The following is a 26,781-nucleotide window of genomic DNA, read 5'->3' as shown; positions in this document are numbered from 1 at the left end:
CAATCCATTCTCTTTAAATTTGGGGTTAACTGCTTCTAGAAAGTAAATAATGTTACTTACAACCAGACAATACTGTAGTTAAAAGCTAGTGCCTTCTAGTGAAGTCTGGTAGATTCATATTGTACAAGACTCAACTGATAGCTATATTATCAGTTGAGTAAAGATTTACAGTATTAGAAAAATGGCCTTGGGCCTGCACGCTATAAGCCCAATAGTTTCTATTTTTTTTCTTTAGAAAAAACCTGAATGAACCAGTCCCTTCTATTCCTAATAGGCTTTTCTAGAAATAGTAGGCTTATCGAAGATATCGCTACTGTAGCTATTAAAAAGGTAAACAATCTAGCAGTCCAGTTGTCGCTAAATATACCTAAAAACATCATTGTATTTAAGATAACCATCTGATAAACAAATAGGCCAAAGGATATGTCGTTTCTAGCAATAGCTTTTTCTAAGCGCGTGAACCAAGCAAAATCGGAAGGAGCTTTAAAGGCTATACTAATTATAAAAAAAGCTAAAACAGTAAACAGAATAGGATTAATATCATTTCTTCCCCATTTCAAGCCTATTGCACCTAAGCTTAAAAAGAGAGATAGGTGTAAAAGCAGCCAAGGGCTCGCATATTTTGTTAGTTTTTTTAATTTATCGTAGTCGCGACTAAATATGTAACCCAATAGAAAAAAGAACAACCACGGTAGAAGTGTAAGAAAGTGAATAATTTTGGTTAGTACATTGGGGTTAAAGTTATTCACATAGTGAAACACCATATTAAACAACGCACAACAAAGTAATAAGTAGTATACAAAATGGCTTTTGCCTTTACTTACCCAATATGCATCTAGTCTTCTTAATAAGGGCACCCCTAAGTAAAACTGAAGTATAACGGGAATTACCCAGAGGCTCCCATTTAAAACTCCAGTTCCAACATGACTCAGGAACTCTGGGTGATAAAAAAACACTACAGTAACCTGCCCTATACACCACGCGAAAAACTTGAGCCAGTCATTCCCCGTCAAATCCACCATGCCTAAGCTGAAAATAAGTACTATGCTGACACCAAATGCAGCCCATAACGGAGGGTAAACTCTTAAAACTCTCTTTACGAAAAACTCACTTAGCGTAGAACTGTTGGATGAGCTAAGCGAAATTAGGAAGCCGCTTATAAAGAACAAAATAGGCACACCTGGAACTAACCAAGTTAATTTTGAAACAACATCTATATAAGTTTGAGGGGCTGTATCAAATTGCTTTGAATGCGAAAAAACAATTGAAAACGCAGCAAGATATCTTATCCATATAAAGTGGTTGGTTCTTGGTATATTGCTCACTAAATTTGTTTCCTAGTTATCTTGCCTTAATTATAATTAGGCTCAATGGTTTAGATTACTGCTAAAACAGCTTTTGACGTTTTATAAAATCTGTTTAAAACATCGCATCAATAGCTTGTCCGGACGCAAGTGTGATTCGTAAAAAAGGTGATTTTGCTTCATCATTTCAAATCTATCATCATGGCGTTCCACAAGCCCTTTGACACGTTCAACACAATCTGTAGCCGAGTCAAACTCTTGAAAATGAATGTTAGGCTCTAAACCTCTAACTGTGTTTTCATTTTTTTCGCTAACGATTGCTTTGGACATTGCGATATATTCACCGAACTTCCACCCGATAGAACCATGAAGCCCAGTTGAAGCGATACAAATATCGTGTGATTTAACAGTATTGATATAATTCTTTTTACTTGTTAAATCAGTATTTTTTAGTACGAATTTCGGCTTCTCTTTTAAAGCAAAGTCAGTAGCTATAAGCCCTCCGGTAAATTTATCTTTAAATGTTTCCTGCAACAATGCTATGCACTCAACTCTTTGTTTATTTATTTGTTCTCGTTGCAGCCTTTGCTCTTCGGTAACAGTAAAAAAGCTATCTGTATTGGTGTCCCATAACCTAGCTAAAAATAATATTTTAGGGTTTTCTCTTAGAACTGGGCGAGAGTACAATGCTGATGTAGATACTTTATAATGGAGCTTACCTAAGAAATCGGCCTGCTTGATGAGTTCTTTTTTCCAGTCTTTCGTGTGATAAAAAAGTGCACATCGTTTAAATGCGAAACGGTCAAAACCGTCCGCATAAACTAGATAGTTTAGGCCGTATGGAAGCACATTTTTACTATAGTTAACTTGGTCACTATTTGGGTTAAAACTACGTTTAAATAAAAAATCACACCGTTCTAATGCCTCTGAATCTATTAAAGCACTGTCAGAAGTGTCAAAGCAGAGTTTTTTCCTCTCTAACTCAAGGTGCAATATATTGCCTTGTACGCTAAAGGGCGTTTTCGTTTTTTTTGCTTCTTTACTTACCCTCATTTCAACGTTAAGTACACCTTGGCGATGTAGCATAGTCAAGCCTGTATAAACTTGCTGAAGATGGTTAGAGTTGCTATCAGCATAAACAATGCACTTTGCATTTTTCACTCAGTTTGTCCTATGAATTGTAAAGTTGAAACAACAGGATAATGGTCACTTTCCATATCACGCCAAACCGATGTAGCGACAGGTGAAAGCCGCTTATTGGAAAGAATATGATCTATACGAGGCGAGAGAAACCAACTTTTTCTTGTAGTTCCATAGCCAAAGCCGCTTTCATTAAAGGCGTTTCTAAATTCACCCCAATACTGCGTAAACTGCTGATTCCTATCGGTTAAATTAAAATCCCCGGCTATAACAATAGCGTCATCATCGCTCCATTTTTCTATCAGCGCTTTAACTAAACCGAACTCTATCGCCTTTGTATCTTTGAAAAGCGAAATTTTTGATAGAAATCCTGCAAATGTACTGAAGCGATAGCCAAAATTAGAAATCGATGCAAAATGCACGTTTGCCAGCAAAACAACGTTTCCTCCCACGTTTATTTTGTGGAGAGAAACATATTGCCCCCAGCCTCCTAACGCTCGTCTATTTAAACTTTCTAACTGAGTAAGAGTGTATTTAGATAAAACACATAGTCGCTTCACACATTCTCCGTACAAGTTATATCGAGAAGCGTCTTTAAACATGTCGTAACTCCCTTCTTGCACAAACAATACATCTAAATTTTTTTGCTCAAAAAATTGATAGAGTTTTTCAGCATTAACTCTTTGGGCTACGTTAAACGATGCGACTTTGAATCTATTATGAATAATACTGTCTTCTTCGACTAAATTGTGAGTAATATTGACCTGAAACGGCGATGCCATAACGAAAAAGACACAACCAGTAAGAAATAAATAAAGTCTTTTTTTACTAATGAGAATTATGGCTGGTAAAAAAAGAAACAAGACTACATAGTCGGGGATAAAGTCGATAAAATAAAATTGATCTAATACTGGAAGCTGGAAGGCCAGTAACGAACACAGTATTACACCTATTACAAACATTAGTAGACTGGCGAGTTTTAACGCAGAAAGAATCATAACTGTTAACTCACATTAAATAGCTAGCATCACTGACCATGAATCTGTTTATATTCATTATGCTTCACACCGAACAACCCTACAATTGTGCCTATAGCGGAGCTCATTCGGAAAAGCCCGTCTACGTAGATACCTTTATTCATTGTAAATATAGATTTTAAAATCATCGCCCCGCCTCTTAGCAACCTAATGATAGCCAGAATAAAGCATTTAAGAATTACTGAGGTTATTTTCTCTTCAAATAGATGCGATCTTGTATAACCAATCCCGGAGCGGAATCCTCTTTTGCAAAACCATTTAACGTTTGTTCTTGATGCTGGTAGTTCTTCAATAACAGGAGCGTCCGTGTATACCGTGACAAAACCAGCTTTTCTAGCTCGAAGAGAAAAGTGATAATCACTCGCTCCTGTCATGGCAAATCGGACATCAAAACAAGGGTGAAGTTTTTGAAAAACACGCTTGGTCAACAAGACATTATTAGTATAGAAAACCTTTAAGTGTTCGCCGTTAATGTAGTTTGGAGGAGGGTATAAAACCTTTGTCGCCCAATTTTGATTCAGCTCTTCATCAACTGAAATAACATGACTTGTAACGATATCTGCATTAGCTTCTTTACACGCGTTGAGTAGTGATTGAGCCCACGAATTTTGTTGAGGCCATTCATCGTCATCGATAAAGATTAGGTAATCTGAGCTTTCACCTATTGCAAACTCGATACACTTATTTCTAGCAAACACAATACCAGGTCTATTTTCAACTTCGTAGACAACATTTATAGGACTATCGTTGTAGCGTTTAACCACATTTTCAGTTTCAGTATCTGCTGCGTTATCGACTACTAAAATTGATACACCTATGTCTTCGTCTACCTTTTGATTTTGAAGTGCATCTAGAAGCCTTGCTAACCATATGGGCCTTCTGCATGTTATTACGGATATTAATAATTTCTCCACTTTTTAACCTCGATACCTGCCTGAGCTAAAAAAAGACTCAATTTTTTTCAAAGGCCAGCTTAATTTCCACCAAATAGATTCATAAGCATTTAGAAAGTGGTGTTTGAAATAGACTTCTTCTTTTTTCACCGCGTTTAAATGTTCTACTAGTACACTGGACAACGAATGCAAATAAGCTTGATACTCTTCTGAGGCTTTAACAACAGCGTTATGTTCGATAACCGATTTACCTAATTCCAGATAAACGGTCATAGCCAAATTAACCAGTCTATCGTTTGGCACGTTAAGCGAGTGTTGATTTTGAAGTTTTTTATCAATGAAACTTTGCGAAGCTAGACTATCTAATTCGCCTAACGAAAAAGTTTCAAAAATTCTCTTTGCACAAGTTTCCGGGGTATTTAATAAATCTTCATACCTTAAAATCAGTGAAGGTTGTTGTAGCGAACCAAAATAACTAGATAGTGTATAATTTAGCCAAAGGTGCATTGCTTTTTGTAAAGAGAAACCATCTCGTTTTTTTAAAGAACCAAAGACTTCCATGGGGTGTCGGAGCATTAGTATGAAGTTGGCGGCGACATTTAAGTCTTTAAATGTTTTGAGCCAAAAAGGCAAAAGTAACGAAGTTCGAGGATCTTTCATTCCCCAAAGTAATTTTCCGCGATAATCTTTCTCTATTATAAGTTTCGCTTCATTTTGGTAGGCAGATAAATGAGGCTGTTGTTCCTCCGCTAGCGTCAAAGCGAGAGGGTGGTCCCAGGAAAGCAAACTTTCATCTAGAAGCCTGTCATTTATGTCTACCAAAAGTGAATTTTCAAAAAAGCCCTTTTCATTAACCCCTTCTTGAGGTGCAAATAGCGAGCTTCCCATAAAAACACCAAGTTCTGCTAAAAGACCTGATATCGCTGAAGTCCCGCTTCGGTGCATGCCGACGACGACAATCGCTTTCTGACTCATTTAGCAACTCCCTTTAATAACTGCTTTACTCGCTTTAACCCTTTAATAAATGAGGAGGGTGCAACACTTAATATCAAGGAAGCAATAAGTAGGTCCAGCCGATATTTTTTTATGCTCCAAGCATCTAATAAACACCGAGCACAATTTCTTATTTCATTAATATAAAAAAAATTGTTTGCGTAATGAAGATAAACTTTAAACATAGCTTCAGAGCACCAGCTTTTTTCTACCGCGCTCAATGTTTCATCTTGCGATATTTTTTCAATACATACTTTGTCAGCTTTTAGCATCTTCTTTTCATTTAGAGAATAGTTAGCGCCGTGTATCACATAAGTAGCCAAAACTTGTTTAACTACTGCAAAGTTCGTTACTCTTGCAAGTCGAAGCCAAACATGCCGGTCATCTACGCCATGTAACTCTCTACTCTCATCAAAGCCTCCTATCGCTAAAAGTAAGTCGCGTCTTGCCATGCCTGTGCAACAAGAGATAAAGTTCTGCATTAATAAGGCTTTAAAACAATCGCCTTCAAAACACGGGTGACTCTCACTTAACATCCCTTCTCTGTCGACTTCTATCCAGCTATAAACAACGCCAATATGAGCATTATCATTGAAAACCTTCATTTGTTCCGTTAGCTTTTCAGGTTTCCAGAGGTCATCTTGATCGCAAAAACCAATGATGTCGCCACAAGCATTTTCGATTCCAGTATTCCTTGCTGCTGCAACCCCACCATTCTGTTTATATATATATTTTACTCTGTCTTCTTTTAGATATTGTTCAACTATTTTACTTGATAAATCCGTAGAACCGTCGTCAACCACGATGATTTCAAAGTTGTTGTAGTTTTGTGCCAATAAGCTATTCAATGTTTTTTCAATGGTTGCTTCGCCATTAAACATCGCCACGATGACACTGGCTTTTAATTCATTCAATTTGTTTAATCTCTCAAAACTTAAATAGTAAGCAAAATTCTTATAAGGACGTAAAGAAAACCGAGGCTTGAAAGCGAAAGCAACAATATACACCACCATAATATAGCTTCTACTTATGAAAAATGCCGTTACAGCATAACCAATTAAAGCTACAAGCAAATATTGGCTTAGATGCTTTTCTTTCTTAAGCAACTCCTCGTGTCCCTCTTTGGCATCTTGCACTTTCATTACGCTTAATAGCATGTGAAGCGCGATTAACATAAACATAGCCCACAATGTGTAACCGATAATGCCTAATTCTGACATAACTGTCACATAGGTGTTATGAGCAACTTTAGAGTGGTATTCCAAGAAGCGTTCTTTTCCAAAACCAAACAATGGTCTATGTTTAAGCATTTGTATGCCTTCGTACCAAGCAGTTAGACGCTGACTAGCACTTTCATCATCTTTACTTATCTTTCTGAAAGCCCCCATAGCAAGAAAAACTGCAGGAATACTGACCGACGCTAAGATAATAGCTTTCACTTTACCGAACTTTATGTAGAACAAGCAGAAGAAAACGCTGAGCGCACCTAACAATGAGCCTCTACTTCCGGTCCAATAAATACCAAGGCAAAGAAAAAATACAGTTACTAGAGCGAACAATTTAGTAAACAAGCTTTTACTGGACAGTAAAAAATAGACTGCTACGGGGATATTCATTACTAGAAACATCCCCATATCATTTGGGTCATTAAAATTACCGACGAACCTAGCTTGAATAGACTTCGCCCCCCCGTCGGAACGATATACCACAGACTCAGCCCACCCCTGCCCTACAGGGCTTTGAATTTGACTATAAGCGTGATGCACCATTATAAGCGCGGCTGATAACGAAATAAAAAAGACAATATTTTGTCGTTTTACGGTAGTTAACAAACTGAAATATAAAATAAAAGGTATTATATTCGCATTAATCCACTCAATTAATTTGCTTAAATCACTAAAGTACCTATACGCTCGAATCTCCGAAAGAAGCATTGAAAAAAGTAATAAAATAAGTATTGTGCACTGTACGTTCCATACCTTGGGTTTGAGACCAATTAAGTAAAACATAAACGTTAAGATTAAGAATGTTCTTAAAAGTGGAAACTCTATGTTAAATACCGGCCACTCATGAGGTCGAGCTAGCAGCAGCATGGTGTATACACAAAGAAGAAAGAAAGCGAAGCCCGCCTGTGATTGTCTACTCGCAGCCGGAATGTGAGACGTATTAACCTGCAAAACTTACCTCTTTATTTCTAACAAATAGTCTATTTTTAATTTGTGAGACAAGTCTTGAAACCCTACCTAATAATAACGCGGAAAAGCTTTTATAGTAGATAGTGCAGAAAACGGGCTTAGTGTGTTCTGTAATGCTTTCTTTATAGGATGGAGGCATAGAAAGTAAAAAGTCGTATTTGTCTAATTTTAGCTCGCGCGCTAGTTCAAGCTGATACCTATGCAGAAGCATTCCCGGAGACAGATTAGGTTTAAACGATGTATCAACACCACTTTGATAAAAAACAAGATCATTACCTGATACCAACGAGTAGTTGATAGCAATAGATTTATTTTCTTTTTTTAACAAAACTAACGACAGACTATCTTTTTTGATCAAAGCCTCTGCAAGCTTCAAGTGGAATGAACAAAATTGATCATTATCAAAAATAGTTATTGGTTGACTCTTGCGCCACCTCAAGTTGTGAAGTGATTTTAATTCGCCGAAGTAACTGTCTAATTCCTCAACCGTGTTGAGTACGTGAAAGCTAACCCCTAATTTTTCTGCAGCTCTAGAATAACGAGCAGTTCTCTTTTCAAGTTTAGTGCTGGCCTCCTTAGCTTGAATGAAATAACGATTGCCTATAAATTGTTTAGTCTTAAAAAAGCCACTTTCTTGAAGTTGTCTAGCCAGGAAACTATCTTCAAAGCTGTTACTTACTATTAACTTCTTCAAACCAATTTGTATAAAAGCCTCCTTAAATAGTTGGCCATATTCTGCTCTTGATGGAAATAGAAGTAAAACATCTAACCCCTCGCTACAAACTTCGGCTCGCTCTGGTTCTCCGCTACCGAGAAACCAGAATACACCGGAAGAATCGCCACTTTTAGTATACAAAGGCAGTGAAGCAACTAATTCCTTGCCCTCCCAAACGGTGACCACGGCCATAGCAGATATACTGCTAGAAAACGAAGTTACCCACGCATCAATCCAGTCGAAACTCAGGAAAATGCTCTTATTACACGCTTTTTTGTCAAGTGATTGCCAATGCTCTTTTAAACTTTTAAAGTCGGCTATTGTGCGGATTATTTTTAATTGCACGTTTTAATCGCCCAGTTGACCCGAAAAAGACTTCACGCACGTAAAATCGCACTTTTCAATAGAAACGTTTAACCAGTGCTCTGCATTTCCTTTTAAAGCATTCTTTAAACGAGCAAATTTGAATAATTTGGAAGTACTGTACGTCGTGCCATCTATTTCATAGTTATACTTTAACAACCAAGTCTGACCAGCATTATTTTTAGTGAGTAAAGTCTTGTATTCTTTATCATTACGTTCCGATAACAGTCGATGCGTTTCAGGTATAACTGTATTTAGGTAGTAACTCGCTTTCCCATCGAGTAACCTTCCGCTATATAAAAACTTAAATTGACGTTGTTCAGCTTTATCGCTATCCAATTCACATACAGAGTCGAAGTTATAAACAGTAAAAATATTATCTGTAACGGCTAGCTCACAACCGAATCTCTGTGCGTGATGATTTTTTGTGTGGGCTGTTGTGTAAAGATTAACTGAAACTGAAGATGCCAGAAAAAGAAGTGCCATCGAGCCCATCAACGCGTGATTATTGATAGAAACGGATGCGGACGGTCTAATTTTTACAACGTTTTTGTTATGAAGATCTAATATCTCTTCTGAACGTTCCAGCCTTGCGCCAATGTAAAACTGAACTAAGACGACTGGAATGTAAATATACCAACCAAAATTATTGTGGTCAGTCATTAGGGAGCTTTCCATGTTGGTGTAGTGCCCAATAAGAATAAGGCAAACTATTCTGACCCAGTTCGTTACTAAAGCGCCGAATACGGCAACAATTACGAAGATTAACGCACTTTTAACTGTCCGTAGATACAAATAGACATACAACGAACTGATGGCTAAGGATACGATAATATATCTTAAACCACTGCATCCCCTTGCAATTTCAAAAACGCCCGCCGGAATTGTAACAAACTCATTTTCTACAAAAACTGGAATATCTGTAAAAGACATTATAAGTGTTACTACAAAAACAGAGAGGTCTTGAAAGAATGAAGCAAACGCTCCCCAAAAAGGATAAATTAATATCAGATATACGAGTGGGAAAACTAAAAACCAACTAAACTTGAATACTTGGAAAACTACGACTATTAGCATAGCCAATGATAAACACCAGTATAGTAAGCTGATTTGTGAAAAAAGAGCAACTATGTAAATTGCGCCGACTAAACAACCAAAAATTAGCCAATAGCGATTAACGGAAGTACGTAATTCAAATTTTCCTGTCTGAGCGCATGAATACAGCAGGTAGACTATGATAAAGGGTACGAGATAAGCATGTGAATATGTACCGTCATCGAAACCATGCACCCAAAGTGTTCGCATCACATGGTAATTAGCTACAGCCCACAATAATGCAATAACTAAAGCGATGCTAAAGCTTTTTAAGTTACTCCTTGCCAACATACTACCCTGTCCCTTTTTTATAACTGGAAACTATCTTCCTTTTCCAAATAACACAATTTCAACGGTTCTTATCAGAATCAGTATATCTAATAACAAGCTTTGATGCTTCACGTAATAAAGGTCAAACTTTAACTTTTCCATCGAGTCTTCAACGCTAGCGCCATAGGGGTAATTGAGCTGTGCCCATCCTGCTAGGCCAGGTTTAACATTGTGTCGTTGATTATAGTAAGGCACTTCACGAACTAGTTGCTCCACAAACTGAGGCCTTTCTGGACGCGGGCCGATGAATGACATTTCGCCTTTGAACACGTTAAGCAATTGAGGAAGTTCATCTATTCGGTACTTTCGAATGAAATGGCCTATTCTTGTGACTCTATCATCATTTTTGCTCGCCCACTTAGCACCATCTTTTTCTGCATCAGGACGCATACTTCTAAATTTAAGTATCTTGAAAAGTTGTCCATTAAGACCAACCCGCTCTTGCTTATAAAGCACGGATACTCCAGTTCGTCGACCATCGTCAAGATAAATAATTATTGCGGTAGCAAGCATTACAGGCCACACAAAGAAAAATATGATGAAAGCTAGAATTGCATTAACTGAATAGTCTAAAGCGTCCCTCAAGTAGTTTTGGCTTTTAAAACCGTTAGAGTAAATGACCCAGCTAGGATACATGAGGTTCACAACTATCTGGCCAGTTTCTCGCTCCATAAAATCGAGCAGCTCAGTTACTTCAATGCCTCGTAATCGGCAATCAAAGAGCACTTCAACAGGCAAAGTACCGCGACGCTGGTCACACGCTATAACAATTTCTTCAATATCATTGTCCGCTATGAACTTTTGAAAACTCTCGTCCACTTTTACATGGATAATCTTTTCTTTGTGAATCCCATCTTCTCTATTATCCCCCGGAATAGGGATAAAGCCTACAAGTTCGAAGCCTATGCGATCGACATCGCGACGCATTCTTTTTTCGATAATAGATGCACGCTCACCCGCGCCCAATACTATGATCCTAACTTTACCCAGACCAAGTAACCCTAGTCGGTTTGTAAAGTACCTAAATACAACAAGTGTTATGATAATGGAGCAAACTGAAGCGGGTAGAAAATATCCATCCATAAGTAAGTCATCAAACAAAACTCGACTGACAACTTCAACTAAAAAGTAGCTTAGTCCTACACTAACAAAAATCCGGCGTATTATTCCTCTAAACGTTTCACGAAGCTTGGCCTCGTAGAGACCTACAGATAAAGAACATAACAAAATTGACACTGTCAATAAGCCGGTATTAACTAAAAGCTTCTCTACAGGAACTTCAAAAGATAATCCTATCTGAGTCAATATGAAATGGGTAATGTACCCAATATAAGCAATAAGTAACGCTTCCGTTATAACTAAAATATTTGAGCGTTTATTCTGATTTCGCTTGTTAACTGCCACCCCTGGCCTCCCAAAACTACTTTATCTTACGTATCATAAAGGGATTTTTTCTAATAGACTAGAATTGTTATTGGCATTATAGTGATAATTACCGTAGGGTACTCGCCACAATGTGAAAATTTAACCATTTGAGTGTAGGATGATCTCTTATGAACCGCTTCTGCTCGTTACGAAACGCAACAGTCTGCATAATCATTTCTTTAATCACTGGATGTAATAGTTCCTCGTCGTTACCAGAAGCGACAACACGACCTTCCCTCACTACAGACGTTAATAACTATCAATATCTTATCGGCCCAGGGGATTCACTAACTATCTTTGTTTGGCGGAACCCTGAAGTCTCTGGTCAATTCATTGTTAGACCTGACGGAAAGGTGACAACATCATTGGTTGAGGATATTGATGTAGCTGGTCGAACGCCAACTATGCTTGCAAGAGAGATTGAAGAACAACTTTCGGTTTATATAAATAATCCGAGGGTCACAGTTAGCGTCAATAGTTTTTCAGGACCCTTAAGCGAGCAAGTACGAGTCATTGGAGAGGCGACTAATCCCAGCGCAGTTAACTATACTGAGCACATGACGTTACTAGATCTTATGATTGCCGTTGGAGGATTGACTGAATTTGCCGATGGCAATAGTGCCAAGTTAGTTAGGGTCGAAAATAATAATAAAACTACTTACTCTTTAAATATCGACGATTTAATTAGAGAAGGTGACATAACAAAGAATATCGATATACTTCCAGGCGATGTCATAATCATACCAGAAGCTTGGTTTTAGTTCTTAGCAGTATACGGAACATTTAAATGCAGGATTTACAACAAACCTTAATTCAATTATTGGATTTAGTTAAGGGTATTTGGATTAAAAAGCGATATGTGATTATTGCGTCATGGTTAATATGTCCAATTGGTTTTTTTATTGTGGCTACCCTTCCCGACCAATATAATTCTGACGCAAAAGTATATGTAGATACCCGTTCAGTGCTTCAACCTCTTCTTCGGGGCTTGGCTATACAGTCTAATCCTGATGAAGAAGTTAGGATGATGGCCCGTACCCTTTTGAGCCGCACTAACGTTGAAATTATTGCAAGAGAAAGCGATCTAGATATTACTACAACCAGTGACCGGGAGTTCGAAGACTTAGTTACACAGTTATCGTCTTCAATTGATCTTAAGTCAGCTGGTAAAACAAATATTTATAACATTTCTTTCTCGCATGAAGACCCTGTTGTAGCACAGAGGGTTGTACAAGAAACTTTGGATCTATTTGTTGAAGGTTCCTTAGGGAACAACAGGCGAGATACTGATACCGCAGGGCGCTTTCTTGAAGAACAGATTGCAGAGTATGAGAACCGTCTAACCGAAGCGGAGCAACGCTTAGCTCAATTCAAACGACAATATAATAATATCTTGCCAATGTCAGGCACCTACTACAGTAGCCTTCAAAACCTTTATGCAGAACTTGAACTTACTAGGCTAAGTATTAAACAGACGCAGCAACAGGTAGACACGCTCCGCTCCCAAATAAAGAAATCTTCGGCGTCGGATAGCTTCTCAGTTTCTAGTCAAGAAGAGTCCAGTTTAAAAACACGATATGATGACAGGATTCGAAACCTCGAGGAAGAGCTAGATAAGCTACAATTACGCTTCACTGATAAGCACCCTGATGTAGTGGAAGCTAGACAGCTACTACAAAGCTTAGAAGATTATCGCAAAAAAGAAATAGACGCATTTTTAGCTTCGGTTGATGAGGAAGATCAGCTTCCACTCAATGAGCTCACTCAGGAAATTCGTCTAGAAATGAGCAAGTTACAAGGTGAAGTGGCATCTTTAAAAGTAAAAGAAACAGATTTGGTAACTAAAATTGCGGAATTTGAATCGAAAGTTGATTTAATTCCTCAGATTGAAGCAGAGTCTACTGCTTTAAACAGAGATTACGGAATAACAAAAAAGAAGTATGAAGAGTTACTTTCTCGACGGGAGTCTGCGGACTTATCAAGACGCGCCGAAGTTTCTTCTGAAGAATTGCAATTTAGAATAATAGAGCCTCCCTTAGTAGCAAACACTCCCTCTGGTCCAAATAGGCTAATCCTGTACACAGCCGTTTTACTGGTCGGTTTTGGGGCAGGTGTAGGGCTGGCTCTATTGTTAAGTCAATTATCACCAATTTTGATCCGGCCTAAGCAGTTATCATCTCTTTCTGAATATCCGATATGGGGTACAGTGAGTCATCTCGACATAGAGCAAATTAAGAAAAAGAATAGAACTAGAGTTTTTATTTTTGCTTGTTCTTGTATGGTAATACTTGGCTTATATAGCATTCTTGTAGCTGCTGAAACAATGAACGTAAACTTGGTCACGAGGTATTTATAATGTCCAATACGATAGAAAAAGCGTTGTTGAAGAAAAAGCATGCTAGTCAAAACCAAAATCAATCATCGACAAGTGTTAAAGAGAGTGACTCAAGCTCTAAGGCGTCCCCCGAATTTAGTGTTGAAAACAAAACTCTTACGAACAACTCTTCAAGCGCTTCATTTAACGACATATTCGAAATTGACTTGCAAAGACTGAGTGCGAATGGACATATATCTGTGTCAGGTGAGCGTAAGCAAATAAACGAAGAGTACAGAGAAATAAAAAGGAAGCTATTGGCAAACGCTTTCGGCAACTTAGCTAAAACGCTTCATAACCCAAATATTATAATGGTTTCAAGCAGCAGGCCTTCTGAAGGAAAAACGTTTACGGCTACAAATTTGGCGTTAAGCATCGCTGCAGAGCAGGACAAGACTGTGTTGTTAGTAGATGCCGATGTACTTAAACCTAATGTTTTGAACACGTTGGGGCTCGAACGACGAAAGGGACTCATGGAGTACCTTGTTGGAGATGTTGACGATATCTCCGATGTTCTTTACGGTACTAATATAGATAAGCTGAAGATAATTCCCGCAGGAAGATCACACCACTTATCAACCGAAATGCTAGCAAGTAAGAAAATGCATGAAACTGTAAATGAGTTCGCAAATAGGTATCCCGATAGAGTGGTAATTTTCGATACACCACCGTTAATTGGAATAAATGAGAGTGCAATTTTAGCCAACTTTGCTGGACAAGCGGTTGTTGTAGTTGAAGAGGGTCGCGCTAAAGTAAGTGATATTAAAATGGCAGTTGAAAGGCTAAACCCTGAAATGGCAATAGGTTTCGTTGTAAACAAGTCAGTTCATCACGACACAGATGGAAGTGGATATTATGGGTACTACTACTCAGAGCGCAGTGATTAACCATAGTTTTGTGCCTAAACTGAGAGCAATAAAGCTATCGATTATTGCTTTCTCTGTTTCAATAAGCACACCCTCACAGGCTAAATTAGAAGTAAGCGCTTTAGCGTCAGCCGACACCACTCATCAAAACGTGAAAACGGAAGATGATGGCACTCGCTCTCTTACTACATTTACGATAGCACCTCAGGTAAATGCCGTATACCAAACTCGAACATTCCAGGGCCTTTGGTCTGGTACCTATACCCATCTTGAACGCGACAATGACGACACTAGTCAGCGCCAAAACTACGCAGAGTACAACTATTCTGCCCAGTGGGTACCTTTCAAAAATCTGTTATCATTCCAAGCTGCTGGAGCTTTAAGTTACCAAAATACTAATTCTGCTAACTTTCTATTAAGTGATTTCATTGCAAACTCTGACAGTTTAGCAAAAACGCGCTCTAACAGGCTTTTATCTACACTTACCTTGGACCACGGTGATTGGGTGAGAGGGCAAGGCACAGCATCATACTCAGACACAGCATCTGAACGCTCTTTAACGAATAACAATGCTTTAAACAATGACAGCTATCAGCTTACTGGTACCTTAGTTAATGGTGATAAAGCTAAGTACTTCATATGGTCAGTGACCGGCACTTATCAAAATACTGAGCGTAGCCAGACGAACAATGGTGATTTTGAATCTAGAACCGGCGATGGTTATATAGACACTCGAATTTATGGCGACTGGGCGTTTCGTTTAACTGCAAGGCATGAAGCCAACCAAATATCTGACAGAGATGATACCAATAGCTTAGTTAGAGAGTTTAACTCTTACGGTGCAGGTTTAACTTATCGACAGGCTGAAAACCGTTATATCTCGATAACAGCAAATAAAAGCGACTCAGATATCGAAGACGATGACGGAGAAACATTCATTGGTTTTGACATTCAGTGGGCATTAAGCCCCCGCACTCGTATAGCTGCCACATACGGGCGTCGTTTTTACGGGGAATCGGCTTCAGCGAGTATTGGCTATAATTCTAAATATTTGCGGACGTCGTTTAGTTATTCAGAGGACGTAACTAATACCTCTAGGCTTCTTGCCGACCCAGAAAATTTAGGCGTATTCGTTTGCCCTACGGCAACTGCATCTATCGCCGACTGCTTTCAGCCTAATAGCCTGAGCTATACGCCAAATGCGGGCGAGCAACTCGTTCAACTTACGTCTCAAAACGTAGAGTTCGACGACAATATCATCTTAAGGAAAAGTTCGAATTTTCAGGCAGGCTACGACTTTTCTCGCGTAACTCTCGCTTTTTCATGGCGCTACTCTGAAGATGATTATTTAGATGAAGATAGACTAAGACGCACTTACTCTTTCGGTACTAACCTTGCCTATAAAATTGGTAGCTATACTAATATTACTAGCAGCATCAGCTATGCGAATATCACAGGACAAGGAGCGGAAGAAACCTTTAGAGGTGAGAGTGACAACTGGAACGCCTCTATTGGTCTAGAAAGAGAGTTCGGTCGTCGATTAAAGGCAAGTATTGATGCTAGATACCTTGAGCAAGAGGGTAATTTAAACGCTGGTGGCCAATTTGGTAACAACTATACCGATCGACGTATTAGCGCTTCTGTCACCTATACATACGATTAATTGTTCAAGGTGTTACCACCCGACTTGCACTACTTGAGCCTCATCAATCACATGCTGGAAGCTCTTCAAAGGCGTTGATTGAGAGAAAGTTCAGCAAAAAACGCCCTATTCAGGGCGTTTCTAAAATGACTTGGCTGAATAAACTTAGCTTTAGCGATTCAGTTACGTCGGTAAGGTTACAAATACTCTCTAGTAGCTATGCTAACCATCACTCTTTCTTGTCATCACTCTTTAACCGCACATACGTCTTAAACTTCTTCTTCATAAGCTTATCTACGTACTGGGTCATTTTCACTTTCTGTGAAATTGCGTCATCCAAAGCGTCAACCAACTCAGCTAACATATCCAAGTAATATTTGGTATCGCGAACAACATTGCCTTTCGGCGTCATAATAGTCTGGCTTTCGGGGTGGTCAGCAAACCCCATATGTTCGGTGACTTCCGCGCCGGTTTTATCTGGCTCGAACATTTCAGCTTTTACTTCTTCAATAACCTCGTTTACCGCATCAGCATTGAAGCTCTCTAGCTCTTCAAGAAAGCCATAAAGCATTATCCTATCCATAAGGGTATTAATTTTACGAGGTATGCCGCGGGAGAACATATGAATGCGTTCTAACGCCTCGTCGCTAAATAAGGCAGACCCGTTCCATCCGGCGTGATGCAAACGGTATTCGATATATTCTTTACACTCTTCTAAAGAAAGTGGTGCAAGATGGCACGACGCCACAATACGCTGCCTAAACTGCTCCATATTCGGCGCACGCAATATTGGCTGGAGTTCTTCTTGCCCTAGTAAGAAACTTTGAATAAGTGGCTTGCCGTTAAGCTGAAAATTGCTCAGCATTCTAAGCTCTTCGATGGTTTCTAACGGAAGGTTTTGTGCTTCATCTACAAGCAATAAAGCACGGCGTCCTGCTTTATTTAGGTCATACAAGAAAATTTCTAACGCTTTAAGGATATCCGCTTTTGAACGCCCTTCCGTAGGGATATCAAATTTTGACGCAACCATTTTCACCAGTTCGTCTGGAGAAAGCTTTGGCGTAACGATTTGCGCCGCCGCAATATCATCTTCAATTTCTTCAAGCAGGCTATTTGCTACGGTAGTTTTTCCTGTACCAATTCCGCCTGTAATAACAATAAATCCCTCGGCTTGAGACAGGCCATACTGCAGGTAAGACATGGCGCGCTTGTGCCATTTACTTGCGAAGAAAAATTCAGGGTCCGGGGTTAACTGAAACGGTTTCGAGTTAAGTCCATAGTAACTTTCGTACATGCTATTTACCGTTATTCCATTAGAAATGTGTGTTCAAAACCAAGGCGTAAAGTTGGTTTTAAACAGCGCGTTGTGCTTTACCTATGCTTTTAACCCATATGGTAACCAACAACGCGCCGTTATCGAAGTATTATCTTTATAGCTCCCACTAAAGGATTATTGCAGCTTATTTTCAGTAATGCGCTCGATGATACCAGTAGTCGATACACCATCTTCAAAAGTTAACACTTTAACTTCACCGCCGTTTTCCAGCACTTCAGTGCCACCTGCAATCTCTTCAATTTTGTAGTCGCCGCCTTTAACAAGCACATCTGGTAGTAAGCGGGCAATCACTCGCTGAGGTGTGTCTTCTTCAAAGGGCACAACCCAATCCACTGCGCTTAAGCCTGCTAGTACCGCCATTCGCCTGCTAACGTTATTCACAGGGCGACCAGGTCCTTTTAGCTTGGTCACAGATGCATCAGTGTTAACTGCAACAATTAAGCGGTCACCAAGCTGTGCAGCTTCTTCAAGGTAAGCAACATGACCAGAGTGCAATATATCAAAACAGCCGTTGGTCATTACTATCCGCTCTCCGCGGGCTTTAGCTGCTTGAAGCGCTATTTCAAGCTGATCTTCACTCATCACACCGCCATCTAAATGCACCGACTGTTCGCCTAACGCCAATGCTAGCTCTGTGTTAGTTACAGTGGAGGTACCCAGTTTTCCAACCACAACGCTTGCTGCTAAATTAGCTAGTACACAGGCTGCTTGCAGCGGTAACTTACAGGCTATAGCAACTGCTAAAGTTGAGACAACCGTATCCCCTGCCCCAGTTACGTCGTACACCTCTTTAGCTTTTGCTGGCAAGTGGAATTCGGTATTGTCACCATCAAACAATGTCATACCGTCTTCTGAACGCGTTACAAGAAGTGCGCTTAAATTCAACGACTCTTTTAAGGACTGCGCTTTTTCTACCAACACTTGCTCACTATCTATCTCGCCGACAATACCGCGAAGCTCGTCCATATTCGGTGTAACTAATGTGGCACCAGCGTATTTACCAAAATCACTGCCCTTAGGATCTACTACCACGCGCTTGTTCTTACTGCGCGCTTTTTCAATTAATGCTTGTGGATTGCTCAAACAACCTTTTGCGTAGTCGCTTAGAATAACAACGTCAGCATTATCTAGCGCCTTATCGAAAGCTAGTTCCAATGCTGATTTGTCTGTCTCCTCGAAGCTCTTCTCAAAATCTAAGCGTAGAAGCTGCTGATTTCTGCTCATTACTCGAAGCTTTGTAATAGTATCGAAGCCATCAACTTCAAAGAACTCACAGCGAATGTCGTGAGTCTCTAATCGCTCTTTTAATATGTTGGCGTTTTCGTCTTTACCGCACATTCCCAGCAGGGTTACCTCTGCACCTAACGTTGCTACATTTACTGCAACGTTCGCGGCACCACCAGCTCGGTCTTCAGAACTATTAACATTCACTACTGGCACAGGCGCCTCGGGTGATATACGCCCTGTACCACCGCTCCAATAACGATCTAACATAAGGTCGCCAACAATAAGCACTTTTGCTTTACTAAAATCTGGTAATATCATGCTGAGAGTAATTTTTTAAACATTGAGTACATTGGCACAGAGTATAACAGCCAAGACAGGCAATACCCACCAACCAAAGGCAAATACACTTTGGTATCTTTATATGGTCGAGAACAAGCTCGGGCAAATTTATACGGGTATTACTACCGATCCTAAACGTCGTATTGCCCAGCATAGGGGAATACTAAAAGGAGGCGCAAAGGCGCTTAAAGGCAAGTCTCCTTTAATTTTTAGAGCTGTATTTGAAGTTGCCGACAAAGCGCAAGCGGCAAAGCTTGAATATGCGGTTAAGCAAATGAGCCGCACTCAGAAGAACAGCGTTATTCAAAAGAAGCGGCTCAACGATTTGCCATGTGTAAAGTCAGCGTTTGAGGACTGAGTAATTGGCGACATATTTGTCGCCAAATATCATTTCATGATAACGCTAAAGGTAGAGTATCTTGAAAACCAGGACTGAGAATAGCTTCCAAGTTGCTAATCTAACCACCTAAAACACCATTGATGATCATGGCGTTACCGATGCTTAACGTAAAACCTAACGCCGCTACACCTACATTATGTTGATGGTCCACTTCTCGGCGGAAGTTCATGCCAAAAAGTATGATTTTTTTATTCACCAGAACCAATAAGTGAAGTGCGATAGCCAAACCCACACTCACAATCAACCATCCCGTTACATTACTCACATAGCCTGATGGATTGTAGATAAGTAAGTTTTTCGCTGCTGAAACTATCATAGCCGTGCCAAGCAAATTACCACTATGCTCGATAGCGAGCGCTAACTGGCCTTTTTCTAATGCCCCCTGAAACGAGTCATTTTGATTGTCCCGTGCGTATCTGAACTCTAAAATTCGTGTCATTACTAGCAGCATGGTCAGAACTACGGTAAAGCCCGTTACTATGGCAATCAGCGCGTTCATGTCGCTACCGTCTACCCAAATCATAATATTGCGAAGTACTATCGCACTGGCTACTAAGCTCGCAGCATCAACAAGTGCAACGCTAACGCTTCTTTCAGCAATCATTGTGTGAGTGTCTAATTTGTTAAGTACCAGCTTATCGTGAGCAAAGCGACCAAACTTCACTAGCATGATCCCCACAAAACCAAAAGTAACCATGCCAATGGCCGCTTCTTGGTACCCTACCCCTATATGCCGTCCTACTACTGAACTCAGTACAATACATAAAGACAACATGCCCCCGGCAATGCTTATGCCAAACGCAAAGTTATCTTTAACACCAAGTTCTTCAGTTACTGAGTACTTTCTAAATGCACCAGTCAGCCATTTCATAATCATCAGTAGCACTAACGCTATTGCCACATCCATGGCAAGGTAAATTAAAAGTTCCTGCGTTAGAGGTACTAGTTTTAGTAAGGCTTCCACGTTATCTTTGCTCCTTGAACATACAAAGTTCCTTCCTGATCGCTATTCTTCAATCGGTATCGTTGTAGTGATATCGATAAGGGCATCAGTATCTATCCTTGCTAAATTGGTACAAGGATGACAGCGAACTTGTTCAGATTTATTTTAATAAGGACCTGAAAAAGTCACCGTCATTAACCAAGGCGGTAAAACTCAGCAGGCTATGAATACTTGCAATAAAGATGTGAGTATTCATTATTTTACACAGATGTTATCTCTTAAGACGCGAGCATTATGCCAATAGACAACGAAAATAGCATGACAAACGTAGAGCAAGCCGGAAAATTATGGCAGCAGTTGCTAGATTCACCCGCCTTAACCGAAACCGACCAAGTCATTGCAGAAAACCATCGCGAAGCCCTTTTAAGCGCTTTTGCTCGCTCCGCTTTCATAGCTGAAACACTGGTACAAAAGCCTGCGTTTATTTCCAGAGTCGTCGAGCCTGTGTCTGATTTAACTGTGTCTGAATCAACCATTACTCACTTCAGCACTGAATTAAAAACAAAGCTTGAAACACTCAAAAGCGAAGACGAATTACTAAAGGTCCTTCGTGAATACCGCAATCAAGAAATGGCGCGTATCACCTTCTTAGATGTGCTCAATAAACAGAGTATTGAAGATTCACTCGTTCAAGTTTCGGCATTGGCGGATGCGCTGATAACTAGCGCTTACCATTGGATTTACCAGCACTTGGGTCACCGCTATGGAACTCCGAAGAGCAACAACCAAGATATGCACATGTATATTCTTGGTATGGGCAAGCTCGGTGGGCGAGAACTTAACTTTTCGTCCGACATTGACTTGATATTCGCTTACCCGGAAAAAGGGGAAACTAGCGGAGGCAAGAAAGCGCTAGAGCATCAACAGTTTTTTACCAAGCTAGCCCAAAAGCTTATTCAAGCGCTGAACAAAGTAACCAACGATGGGCAGGTCTACCGCGTTGATATGCGCTTACGCCCGTTCGGGGATTCCGGCCCCTTAGTCATGCATTTCGCTGCACTTGAGGACTACTATCAGGATCAGGGCAGGCACTGGGAACGCTTTGCCATGGTCAAAGCACGGGTCATTAATGATGATCATTCAGATAACTCTGAGTGGTTAAAAGGCATTCTTCACCCCTTTACGTTTAGGCGTTATTTAGACTTCACCACGCTAGATGCGCTGCGCAATATGAAAAAGCTTATCGCTACCGAAATTCGCAGGCGAAGTTTAAGCAACAATATTAAATTGGGTGCTGGCGGTATTCGAGAAGTCGAGTTTTTTGCCCAAAGTTTTCAGCTTATCCATGGCGGTCGTGAGCCAGCGCTACAAAGTAAGTCTTTGCTCCACACGTTAGATGTTTTGAGCGAATTAGATATTGTAGAAAGCGAAGTAACAAAGCAGCTTAAACAAGACTATCTGTTCTTAAGAAAAGTAGAACATACATTACAGCAAAGCCAAGACCGTCAAACTCAAACATTACCCGACGAGCCTTGGCAACAAAATGCGCTGATTGATGTTATGGATTTTGCTTCTTATAGCGACTTTTTAACTCATTTAGACGAAGTCATGAGTCGCATTCACGGTCATTTCAACGAATTAGTTGAGGAATGCCATGACACACATTCAGACGAAGATCAGCTTTTTATTGCGTGCCAAGATGCATGGCGCCTTTCACTGCAAGAAGATGAGTTTACTGAAACGTTTAGTGACAATCTTTCCGGTAAAGAAAGTAGTCAAATCTACACCATTCTCGTCGCCTTTAAAGACAAGCAACGAAACTACCGCATAGGTCAAAGAGGAGAAGATACCCTTAACAAACTTCTTCCAGAAATTTTATACGTATTAATTAAGCAGCACCCTAATTACACAGCACAAGTTTTGAGCCGATTACTAGGCGTGATTGAAGCAATTACAGGCCGCACAACGTATCTTGATCTTTTGCTTGAAAACCCGGATGTGCTTAAGCAGTTGGTAAGGCTTTGCGAGAGAAGCGATTGGATAGCCCAGGAAATTAGACGATTCCCGCTATTGTTAGATGAACTGCTCACCCCACTCTATCTAGGACAGCAGAATACTGACATTAGAACCAGCAAGCAGGAATATCAGACCGAGCTACGCGAGACTATGCTCCGTATAGAGCAAGACGACGTGGAAATGTTGATGGATGGACTTAGGCAGTTCAAACTTTGCCAACAGCTTCGTATCGCTGCCAGTGATATTAGTGAATCCCTCCCCATTAATAATGTAAGCGATAAACTCACCGTTCTAGCAGAAGTTATCTTAGAGCACGTCGTTAACGCAGCATGGATGCAAATGCGACAGCGCTTCGGCGTTCCTTCGCACCTTGAGGGTAATGATAAGGGCTTTGCCGTTATTGGCTACGGTAAATTAGGCGGGTATGAGCTGGGGTACGGCTCAGATTTAGATTTGGTTTTTATACACAATGCGCCCCGTTCAAGCAGTACAGACGGCAAAAAATCGATTGAGGCACAACAGTTTTATATTAAATTGGCCCAACGCATTATGCACCTCCTCAATACTAAAACATTGTTTGGTCAGCTTTACGAAACTGACTTACGTTTGCGCCCTTCTGGCAACGCTGGGCTATTGTGCTGTCATATAAACGGTTTCGAGAAATATCAAGTTGAGGAAGCTTGGACATGGGAACACCAGGCATTGGTGAGAGCAAGAGCTATCTGCGGCGACGCTTCCCTTTTGGATGACTTTTCGCAGGTTAGGCATTCAATTCTCAGTCAATCTAGAGAGCCTAAAACACTGTCTCAAGATGTATGCAAAATGCGCATGAAAATGCGTGAACACCTGCTGGCTAAAAATAATGAAAAAGTAGATTTGAAGCAGTGTGAAGGCGGTATTACTGACATTGAGTTTATTGCGCAATACCTTGTATTAGCACACGCTTGTACTGTGAAAGCAATGACTGAGTACCCAGATAATCTTAGAATTTTCGATGTTGCAGCCAGTGCGAACATCATTGATACGCCAACAGCTCAAAAACTCCAAAAGGCCTACTTGCGGCTTCGTGAGCAATATCACCACCTCACTCTGGCAGACACAAAGTACGCTGATCAAAGTGAAGAGTTAGATATTATACGCGAGCAAGTGAGGCAGCATTGGGATACATTATTTGGCAGGCTCAGTGACTGAGCCTGTAACGAGCTACCCGCGAACCCGGCGACATTGATTTTTTAAGAAATCGGTTTCATGAGCCGTTACAACTAAAGAGCGCTGCTCTGCACATAAATAAGCTTGAACTTCGCCTTCGAAACTACTGTCGATGGCGCTTGCGATCTTAGCTAAAGAACCTGCGACTGTGTTGTCTAATTGAAATTGATGCTTAATAACAAAGTCTTGTTCCAAATTCCAAATTAACTGCATACCTTCCGCTTGAGCATACTGTGATATAGCCTCGCGAAGCGTGTTGCCTTCTTTGAAGGTTCGGTACTTGTGTTCGCCAGTCCAGTTCTTTTCTACCGGACGCGTTTGACTGGACATCTTTGCTAACTTGCTGTCTAGATTAGGATCTACTCCGGCAATATCGAGCACGAAATCACCCTGTTCATCCTCTAATGGGTCAGTGGAAGACATACGAAAGTCACGGTAAAACTCGCTAAGGCCTTTCGATACAGACTTCTCTTCTTTCTGTGACGCGGGTGTGGGTGACTGCTCGTGTGTCTGTAACATATAAATCAAAACGCCCGCAGCGATAACAAGTACCACAGCGATAGCAATTTGCTTTGCCCAAAATGAAGAGCTTGAATAACTCGTCTGTCCCATAACCTACCAATCTGTGAATAAACTAAAAGAAATTCGACGCTTTTTTGTCGCAGCTCGAACCAACCTCTGTTTATTTATATTAGACGAATTGGCTTTAATGCGCCTTTATTCTATTTATCTATTTTTGTAAGAGCAAACAGGTTGCGGCCAGTCACGATATAAGCAATGTTTATGCGTATTAGTCACCTACTGCCAGGTTATAATACTCAACACTCTGCCAAATGTTGACAAATCTCCCGCTCTAATTACGCTCAATCACTTCACGCACTTTCTTCGTTAAATTGGCTTTCAGTTTAGCGCTTATAATGATTTATAAAGCGATTCAGGATTACTCTCAGGGCGAGTCTTGAAACGCTTGTGCATCCATAAGTAGCTCTCTGGTTGCTCTTTCACGGCGCTATCAACGTGCTGATTCAAGAGGGTTAAAGCCTCTGCATCTTCCATTGCGCCAAGTTCAGAAAGTGGGGGATATATTTTTATCTTATAGCCGCGTTTGGTGTATTGAGACGTTATGATCATAGGCTCAGAGTTTGTGCGCCTAATAAACATAAGCGTCGCCGTTGTTGTAGCCGTCTCTTTTACGCCACCAAATGGCACGAAAATGCTTTGTCTAGGGCCGTAGTCTTGGTCAGGCAAATACAGGCATAGTTCTTTATCATCAAGTGCTGCAATAAGCGCCTTAGCATTACGTTTATCAATCATGTATTTATTGGAGCGGTTGCGCCCGTGATACTGAAGGTAATCCACTAACGGGTTATTGTGCTTCCTATAAAAGGCAATGCTCGGGTGATAAAAACCAATGCCACGACACGCAAACTCTAAGTTCATATTATGTAGTGCCATACCAAAAACGCCTTTGCCCTCGGCAAGGGCAGCTTCAACATGTTCAGTGCCCTCTATTTCAATAGCGCGTTTAACCCGCCAGTCAGGCCACCACCACCCCATAGCGGTTTCGAACAGTGCCATACCCGTTCTGCGTATGTTTTCTTTATAAAGTGCTTCAATTTCACTTTCAGACAACGACGGATTCCAAAGCTGTAAATTTCGTTTTGCAACTTTCGCTCGTTTAGGCACTACAAGAGCAATTAGCTTTCCTGCACCGCCCCCTATAGTGCGGATAACAGGTAAAGGTAGCCAAGTAATAGCGTATAGAATAAAAACACCCAGCCAAACGGGCCAGAACTTAGGGCCAAGGAATGCCAATTTAAACTTAGGAGCTTTAATTGCCGCCGCCAATGTATCTTTCCTATTAAGTGAAGTGGGCGGCATTGTAGCAGAAGGTTTTTAGCTGGGCTAATTGGGCCAGTTGACCAATAGAATGTTTAGGATAAAAGGGATGAAAACAGACATGAAGCAGGCAGTGACAGGATTATACAATTCGCTAAATATCACCACCTTGCCTATGCGTTTACATAACCGCCTGTTTTTAACTTGCTGTAGCAAGAATAAAAGGAGCCTTGATCAGTATTCTTTATCAATTTCCTTTAGTTTTTTTTCAAAAGATTCGTACTGATCTTTTGAATCATAATCAAAGTGATACTGATTATGAAAACCAAACTGGAGCTTCACGTTAACGTCTTCAATGTACAGCGTATACCCGTCATGGTCAGTAAAAGCAGTTATCCCGTTAAGCTTATACTGCTCGTTTTCTTTGGCACCATGTTGGCGAATCTTATCGAAAACTTGAAGTAAGAACTTGCTGTCTAATTCGTTTTTCATTGTAAATCCATAGTTGTGAATTTACTTACTTTTACATCAACAAGCGGGTTTTGGATTTAAAATACTAAAGATCAATTGAAGTTATATCTGAAACCGACGTTAACCATATTTGTAGAAAAGCTATCTTCACCCGTCATATGAACATATTCTAAGCGAACCATAGATCTAATGCCGACATAATAGTCAAACCCTAAACCAGCGATTCCAGCTGCAATGCTTTCCGAAGTTCGGCATTGCGTAACAACCCCAGCGTCAGAACACTCTGAAGAAATATCCACATCTACTTTAGCAATACCCAGTTTGTAGAATAACTCCCCTGTACCACCACTTGCCTTACCTAGGAGCGCGAGATAGAGGGCATCGCCTTTATTTTCGTTCTCATTTTTTGCATAGTCAAAAAGACTGATATAGCCAGCTTCTGCGTACCACTGCCTATGTATTTGTTTACCAAAGGCGAGGCTATAAGCAAATTCGCTTTCGCTTGTGGTTGATGTTTCGAAGTCGTTATAAGCTACCGTAGCTAATCCGTAAGTTTTAGGTGCAGCATTCGCTTGAGAAACTCCAAGCGTCACCGCACCAAGCATCCATAGAAAACGATTCATCTATTT

At 40.4% G+C, this 26,781-nt stretch carries 22 protein-coding genes; 6 read left to right on the top strand and 16 right to left on the bottom strand.

Translation table 11 applies throughout. The features are described from left to right. Positions 1-218: 218 nt before the first annotated feature. From ACXACS_RS07960 to ACXACS_RS07920, 9 genes are all read right to left on the bottom strand, one after another. Positions 219-1,325 (bottom strand): acyltransferase family protein, encoded by a 1,107-nt coding sequence (locus tag ACXACS_RS07960; RefSeq protein WP_474805625.1) that lies wholly within the window; start codon positions 1,323-1,325, stop codon positions 219-221. Between the two features lie 81 nt (positions 1,326-1,406). Beyond that, positions 1,407-2,465, bottom strand: coding sequence for a hypothetical protein (locus tag ACXACS_RS07955; protein WP_474805623.1), 1,059 nt, complete (start codon positions 2,463-2,465; stop codon positions 1,407-1,409). Beyond that, positions 2,462-3,442, bottom strand: coding sequence for an endonuclease/exonuclease/phosphatase family protein (locus ACXACS_RS07950; RefSeq protein WP_474805622.1), 981 nt, complete (start codon positions 3,440-3,442; stop codon positions 2,462-2,464). Before ACXACS_RS07950 ends, ACXACS_RS07955 begins: the two co-directional genes overlap by 4 nt. Before the next feature lie 29 nt (positions 3,443-3,471). Beyond that, complete coding sequence (locus ACXACS_RS07945; protein ID WP_474805620.1) at positions 3,472-4,395, bottom strand: glycosyltransferase family 2 protein; 924 nt, start codon at positions 4,393-4,395, stop codon at positions 3,472-3,474. 3 nt (positions 4,396-4,398) lie between these two features. After that, the gene (locus ACXACS_RS07940) at positions 4,399-5,349 is read right to left on the bottom strand and encodes a sulfotransferase family protein (protein WP_474805619.1); all 951 of its coding nucleotides are present in this window, start codon (positions 5,347-5,349) and stop codon (positions 4,399-4,401) included. Further along, on the bottom strand, positions 5,346-7,544 hold the full coding sequence (locus ACXACS_RS07935) for a glycosyltransferase (RefSeq protein WP_474805617.1): 2,199 nt from the start codon (positions 7,542-7,544) through the stop codon (positions 5,346-5,348). The genes ACXACS_RS07940 and ACXACS_RS07935 overlap by 4 nt, the downstream gene beginning before the upstream one ends. Then, positions 7,534-8,622 (bottom strand): GNAT family N-acetyltransferase, encoded by a 1,089-nt coding sequence (locus ACXACS_RS07930; RefSeq protein ID WP_474805615.1) that lies wholly within the window; start codon positions 8,620-8,622, stop codon positions 7,534-7,536. Before ACXACS_RS07930 ends, ACXACS_RS07935 begins: the two co-directional genes overlap by 11 nt. 3 nt (positions 8,623-8,625) lie before the next feature. Then, entirely contained in the window at positions 8,626-10,026 is a 1,401-nt protein-coding gene (xrt, locus tag ACXACS_RS07925; RefSeq protein ID WP_474805613.1) for an exosortase, read from the bottom strand. Between the two features lie 30 nt (positions 10,027-10,056). Next, complete coding sequence (locus ACXACS_RS07920; RefSeq protein ID WP_474805612.1) at positions 10,057-11,469, bottom strand: TIGR03013 family XrtA/PEP-CTERM system glycosyltransferase; 1,413 nt, start codon at positions 11,467-11,469, stop codon at positions 10,057-10,059. 149 nt (positions 11,470-11,618) lie between these two features. Between ACXACS_RS07920 and ACXACS_RS07915 the strand changes: the two genes are divergently transcribed. The 4 genes from ACXACS_RS07915 to ACXACS_RS07900 are packed head-to-tail and all read left to right on the top strand — an operon-like array spanning position 11,619 to position 16,393. After that, a complete protein-coding gene (locus ACXACS_RS07915; protein WP_474805611.1) occupies positions 11,619-12,251 on the top strand; it encodes an XrtA/PEP-CTERM system exopolysaccharide export protein in 633 nt (210 codons plus the stop codon). 26 nt (positions 12,252-12,277) lie between these two features. Then, a complete protein-coding gene (locus tag ACXACS_RS07910; RefSeq protein ID WP_474805610.1) occupies positions 12,278-13,846 on the top strand; it encodes an XrtA system polysaccharide chain length determinant in 1,569 nt (522 codons plus the stop codon). Further along, positions 13,846-14,751, top strand: a complete 906-nt coding sequence (locus ACXACS_RS07905; protein ID WP_474805608.1) for an XrtA-associated tyrosine autokinase — start codon at positions 13,846-13,848, stop codon at positions 14,749-14,751. The genes ACXACS_RS07910 and ACXACS_RS07905 overlap by 1 nt, the downstream gene beginning before the upstream one ends. Beyond that, positions 14,720-16,393 carry a porin family protein gene (locus ACXACS_RS07900; protein ID WP_474805606.1) on the top strand — a complete coding sequence of 558 codons (1,674 nt, stop codon included), beginning with the start codon at positions 14,720-14,722 and terminating at the stop codon, positions 16,391-16,393. The genes ACXACS_RS07905 and ACXACS_RS07900 overlap by 32 nt, the downstream gene beginning before the upstream one ends. 208 nt (positions 16,394-16,601) lie before the next feature. Here ACXACS_RS07900 and ACXACS_RS07895 read toward each other — a convergent pair whose 3' ends face one another. Next, complete coding sequence (locus ACXACS_RS07895) at positions 16,602-17,666, bottom strand: XrtA/PEP-CTERM system-associated ATPase (protein ID WP_474805604.1); 1,065 nt, start codon at positions 17,664-17,666, stop codon at positions 16,602-16,604. A gap of 156 nt (positions 17,667-17,822) precedes the next feature. Further along, positions 17,823-19,253, bottom strand: coding sequence for a bifunctional D-glycero-beta-D-manno-heptose-7-phosphate kinase/D-glycero-beta-D-manno-heptose 1-phosphate adenylyltransferase HldE (gene hldE / locus ACXACS_RS07890; protein ID WP_474805602.1), 1,431 nt, complete (start codon positions 19,251-19,253; stop codon positions 17,823-17,825). A gap of 103 nt (positions 19,254-19,356) precedes the next feature. Here hldE and ACXACS_RS07885 point away from each other — a divergent pair, with 103 nt between their 5' ends. Further along, on the top strand, positions 19,357-19,632 hold the full coding sequence (locus ACXACS_RS07885) for a GIY-YIG nuclease family protein (protein ID WP_474805601.1): 276 nt from the start codon (positions 19,357-19,359) through the stop codon (positions 19,630-19,632). Positions 19,633-19,732: 100 nt separating this feature from the next. Here the strand turns inward: ACXACS_RS07885 and ACXACS_RS07880 are convergent, their stop codons facing one another. Beyond that, the gene (locus tag ACXACS_RS07880) at positions 19,733-20,638 is read right to left on the bottom strand and encodes a DUF350 domain-containing protein (RefSeq protein WP_269917472.1); all 906 of its coding nucleotides are present in this window, start codon (positions 20,636-20,638) and stop codon (positions 19,733-19,735) included. Between the two features lie 273 nt (positions 20,639-20,911). On the opposite strand from ACXACS_RS07880, the gene glnE reads away from it, so the two are divergent. After that, positions 20,912-23,824, top strand: coding sequence for a bifunctional [glutamate--ammonia ligase]-adenylyl-L-tyrosine phosphorylase/[glutamate--ammonia-ligase] adenylyltransferase (gene glnE, locus ACXACS_RS07875; protein ID WP_474805598.1), 2,913 nt, complete (start codon positions 20,912-20,914; stop codon positions 23,822-23,824). Positions 23,825-23,836: 12 nt separating this feature from the next. Here the strand turns inward: glnE and ACXACS_RS07870 are convergent, their stop codons facing one another. The 4 genes from ACXACS_RS07870 to ACXACS_RS07855 all read right to left on the bottom strand — a co-directional run bounded on the left by ACXACS_RS07870 (position 23,837) and on the right by ACXACS_RS07855 (position 26,775). Further along, positions 23,837-24,454 carry a TcpQ domain-containing protein gene (locus ACXACS_RS07870; RefSeq protein WP_474805596.1) on the bottom strand — a complete coding sequence of 206 codons (618 nt, stop codon included), beginning with the start codon at positions 24,452-24,454 and terminating at the stop codon, positions 23,837-23,839. A gap of 300 nt (positions 24,455-24,754) precedes the next feature. Next, the gene (gene lpxL / locus ACXACS_RS07865; RefSeq protein ID WP_269917475.1) at positions 24,755-25,690 is read right to left on the bottom strand and encodes an LpxL/LpxP family Kdo(2)-lipid IV(A) lauroyl/palmitoleoyl acyltransferase; all 936 of its coding nucleotides are present in this window, start codon (positions 25,688-25,690) and stop codon (positions 24,755-24,757) included. A gap of 225 nt (positions 25,691-25,915) precedes the next feature. Next, positions 25,916-26,173, bottom strand: coding sequence for a DUF3081 family protein (locus tag ACXACS_RS07860; protein ID WP_474805594.1), 258 nt, complete (start codon positions 26,171-26,173; stop codon positions 25,916-25,918). A gap of 71 nt (positions 26,174-26,244) precedes the next feature. Beyond that, positions 26,245-26,775 (bottom strand): porin family protein, encoded by a 531-nt coding sequence (locus tag ACXACS_RS07855; protein WP_474805592.1) that lies wholly within the window; start codon positions 26,773-26,775, stop codon positions 26,245-26,247. Positions 26,776-26,781: the final 6 nt, after the last annotated feature.

It is taken from the genome of Alteromonas sp. AWM4_230 (genome assembly GCF_056158305.1).
The sequence above is the reverse complement of the archived record's forward strand: the minus strand, read 5'-3'. Positions and strand labels throughout refer to the sequence as shown.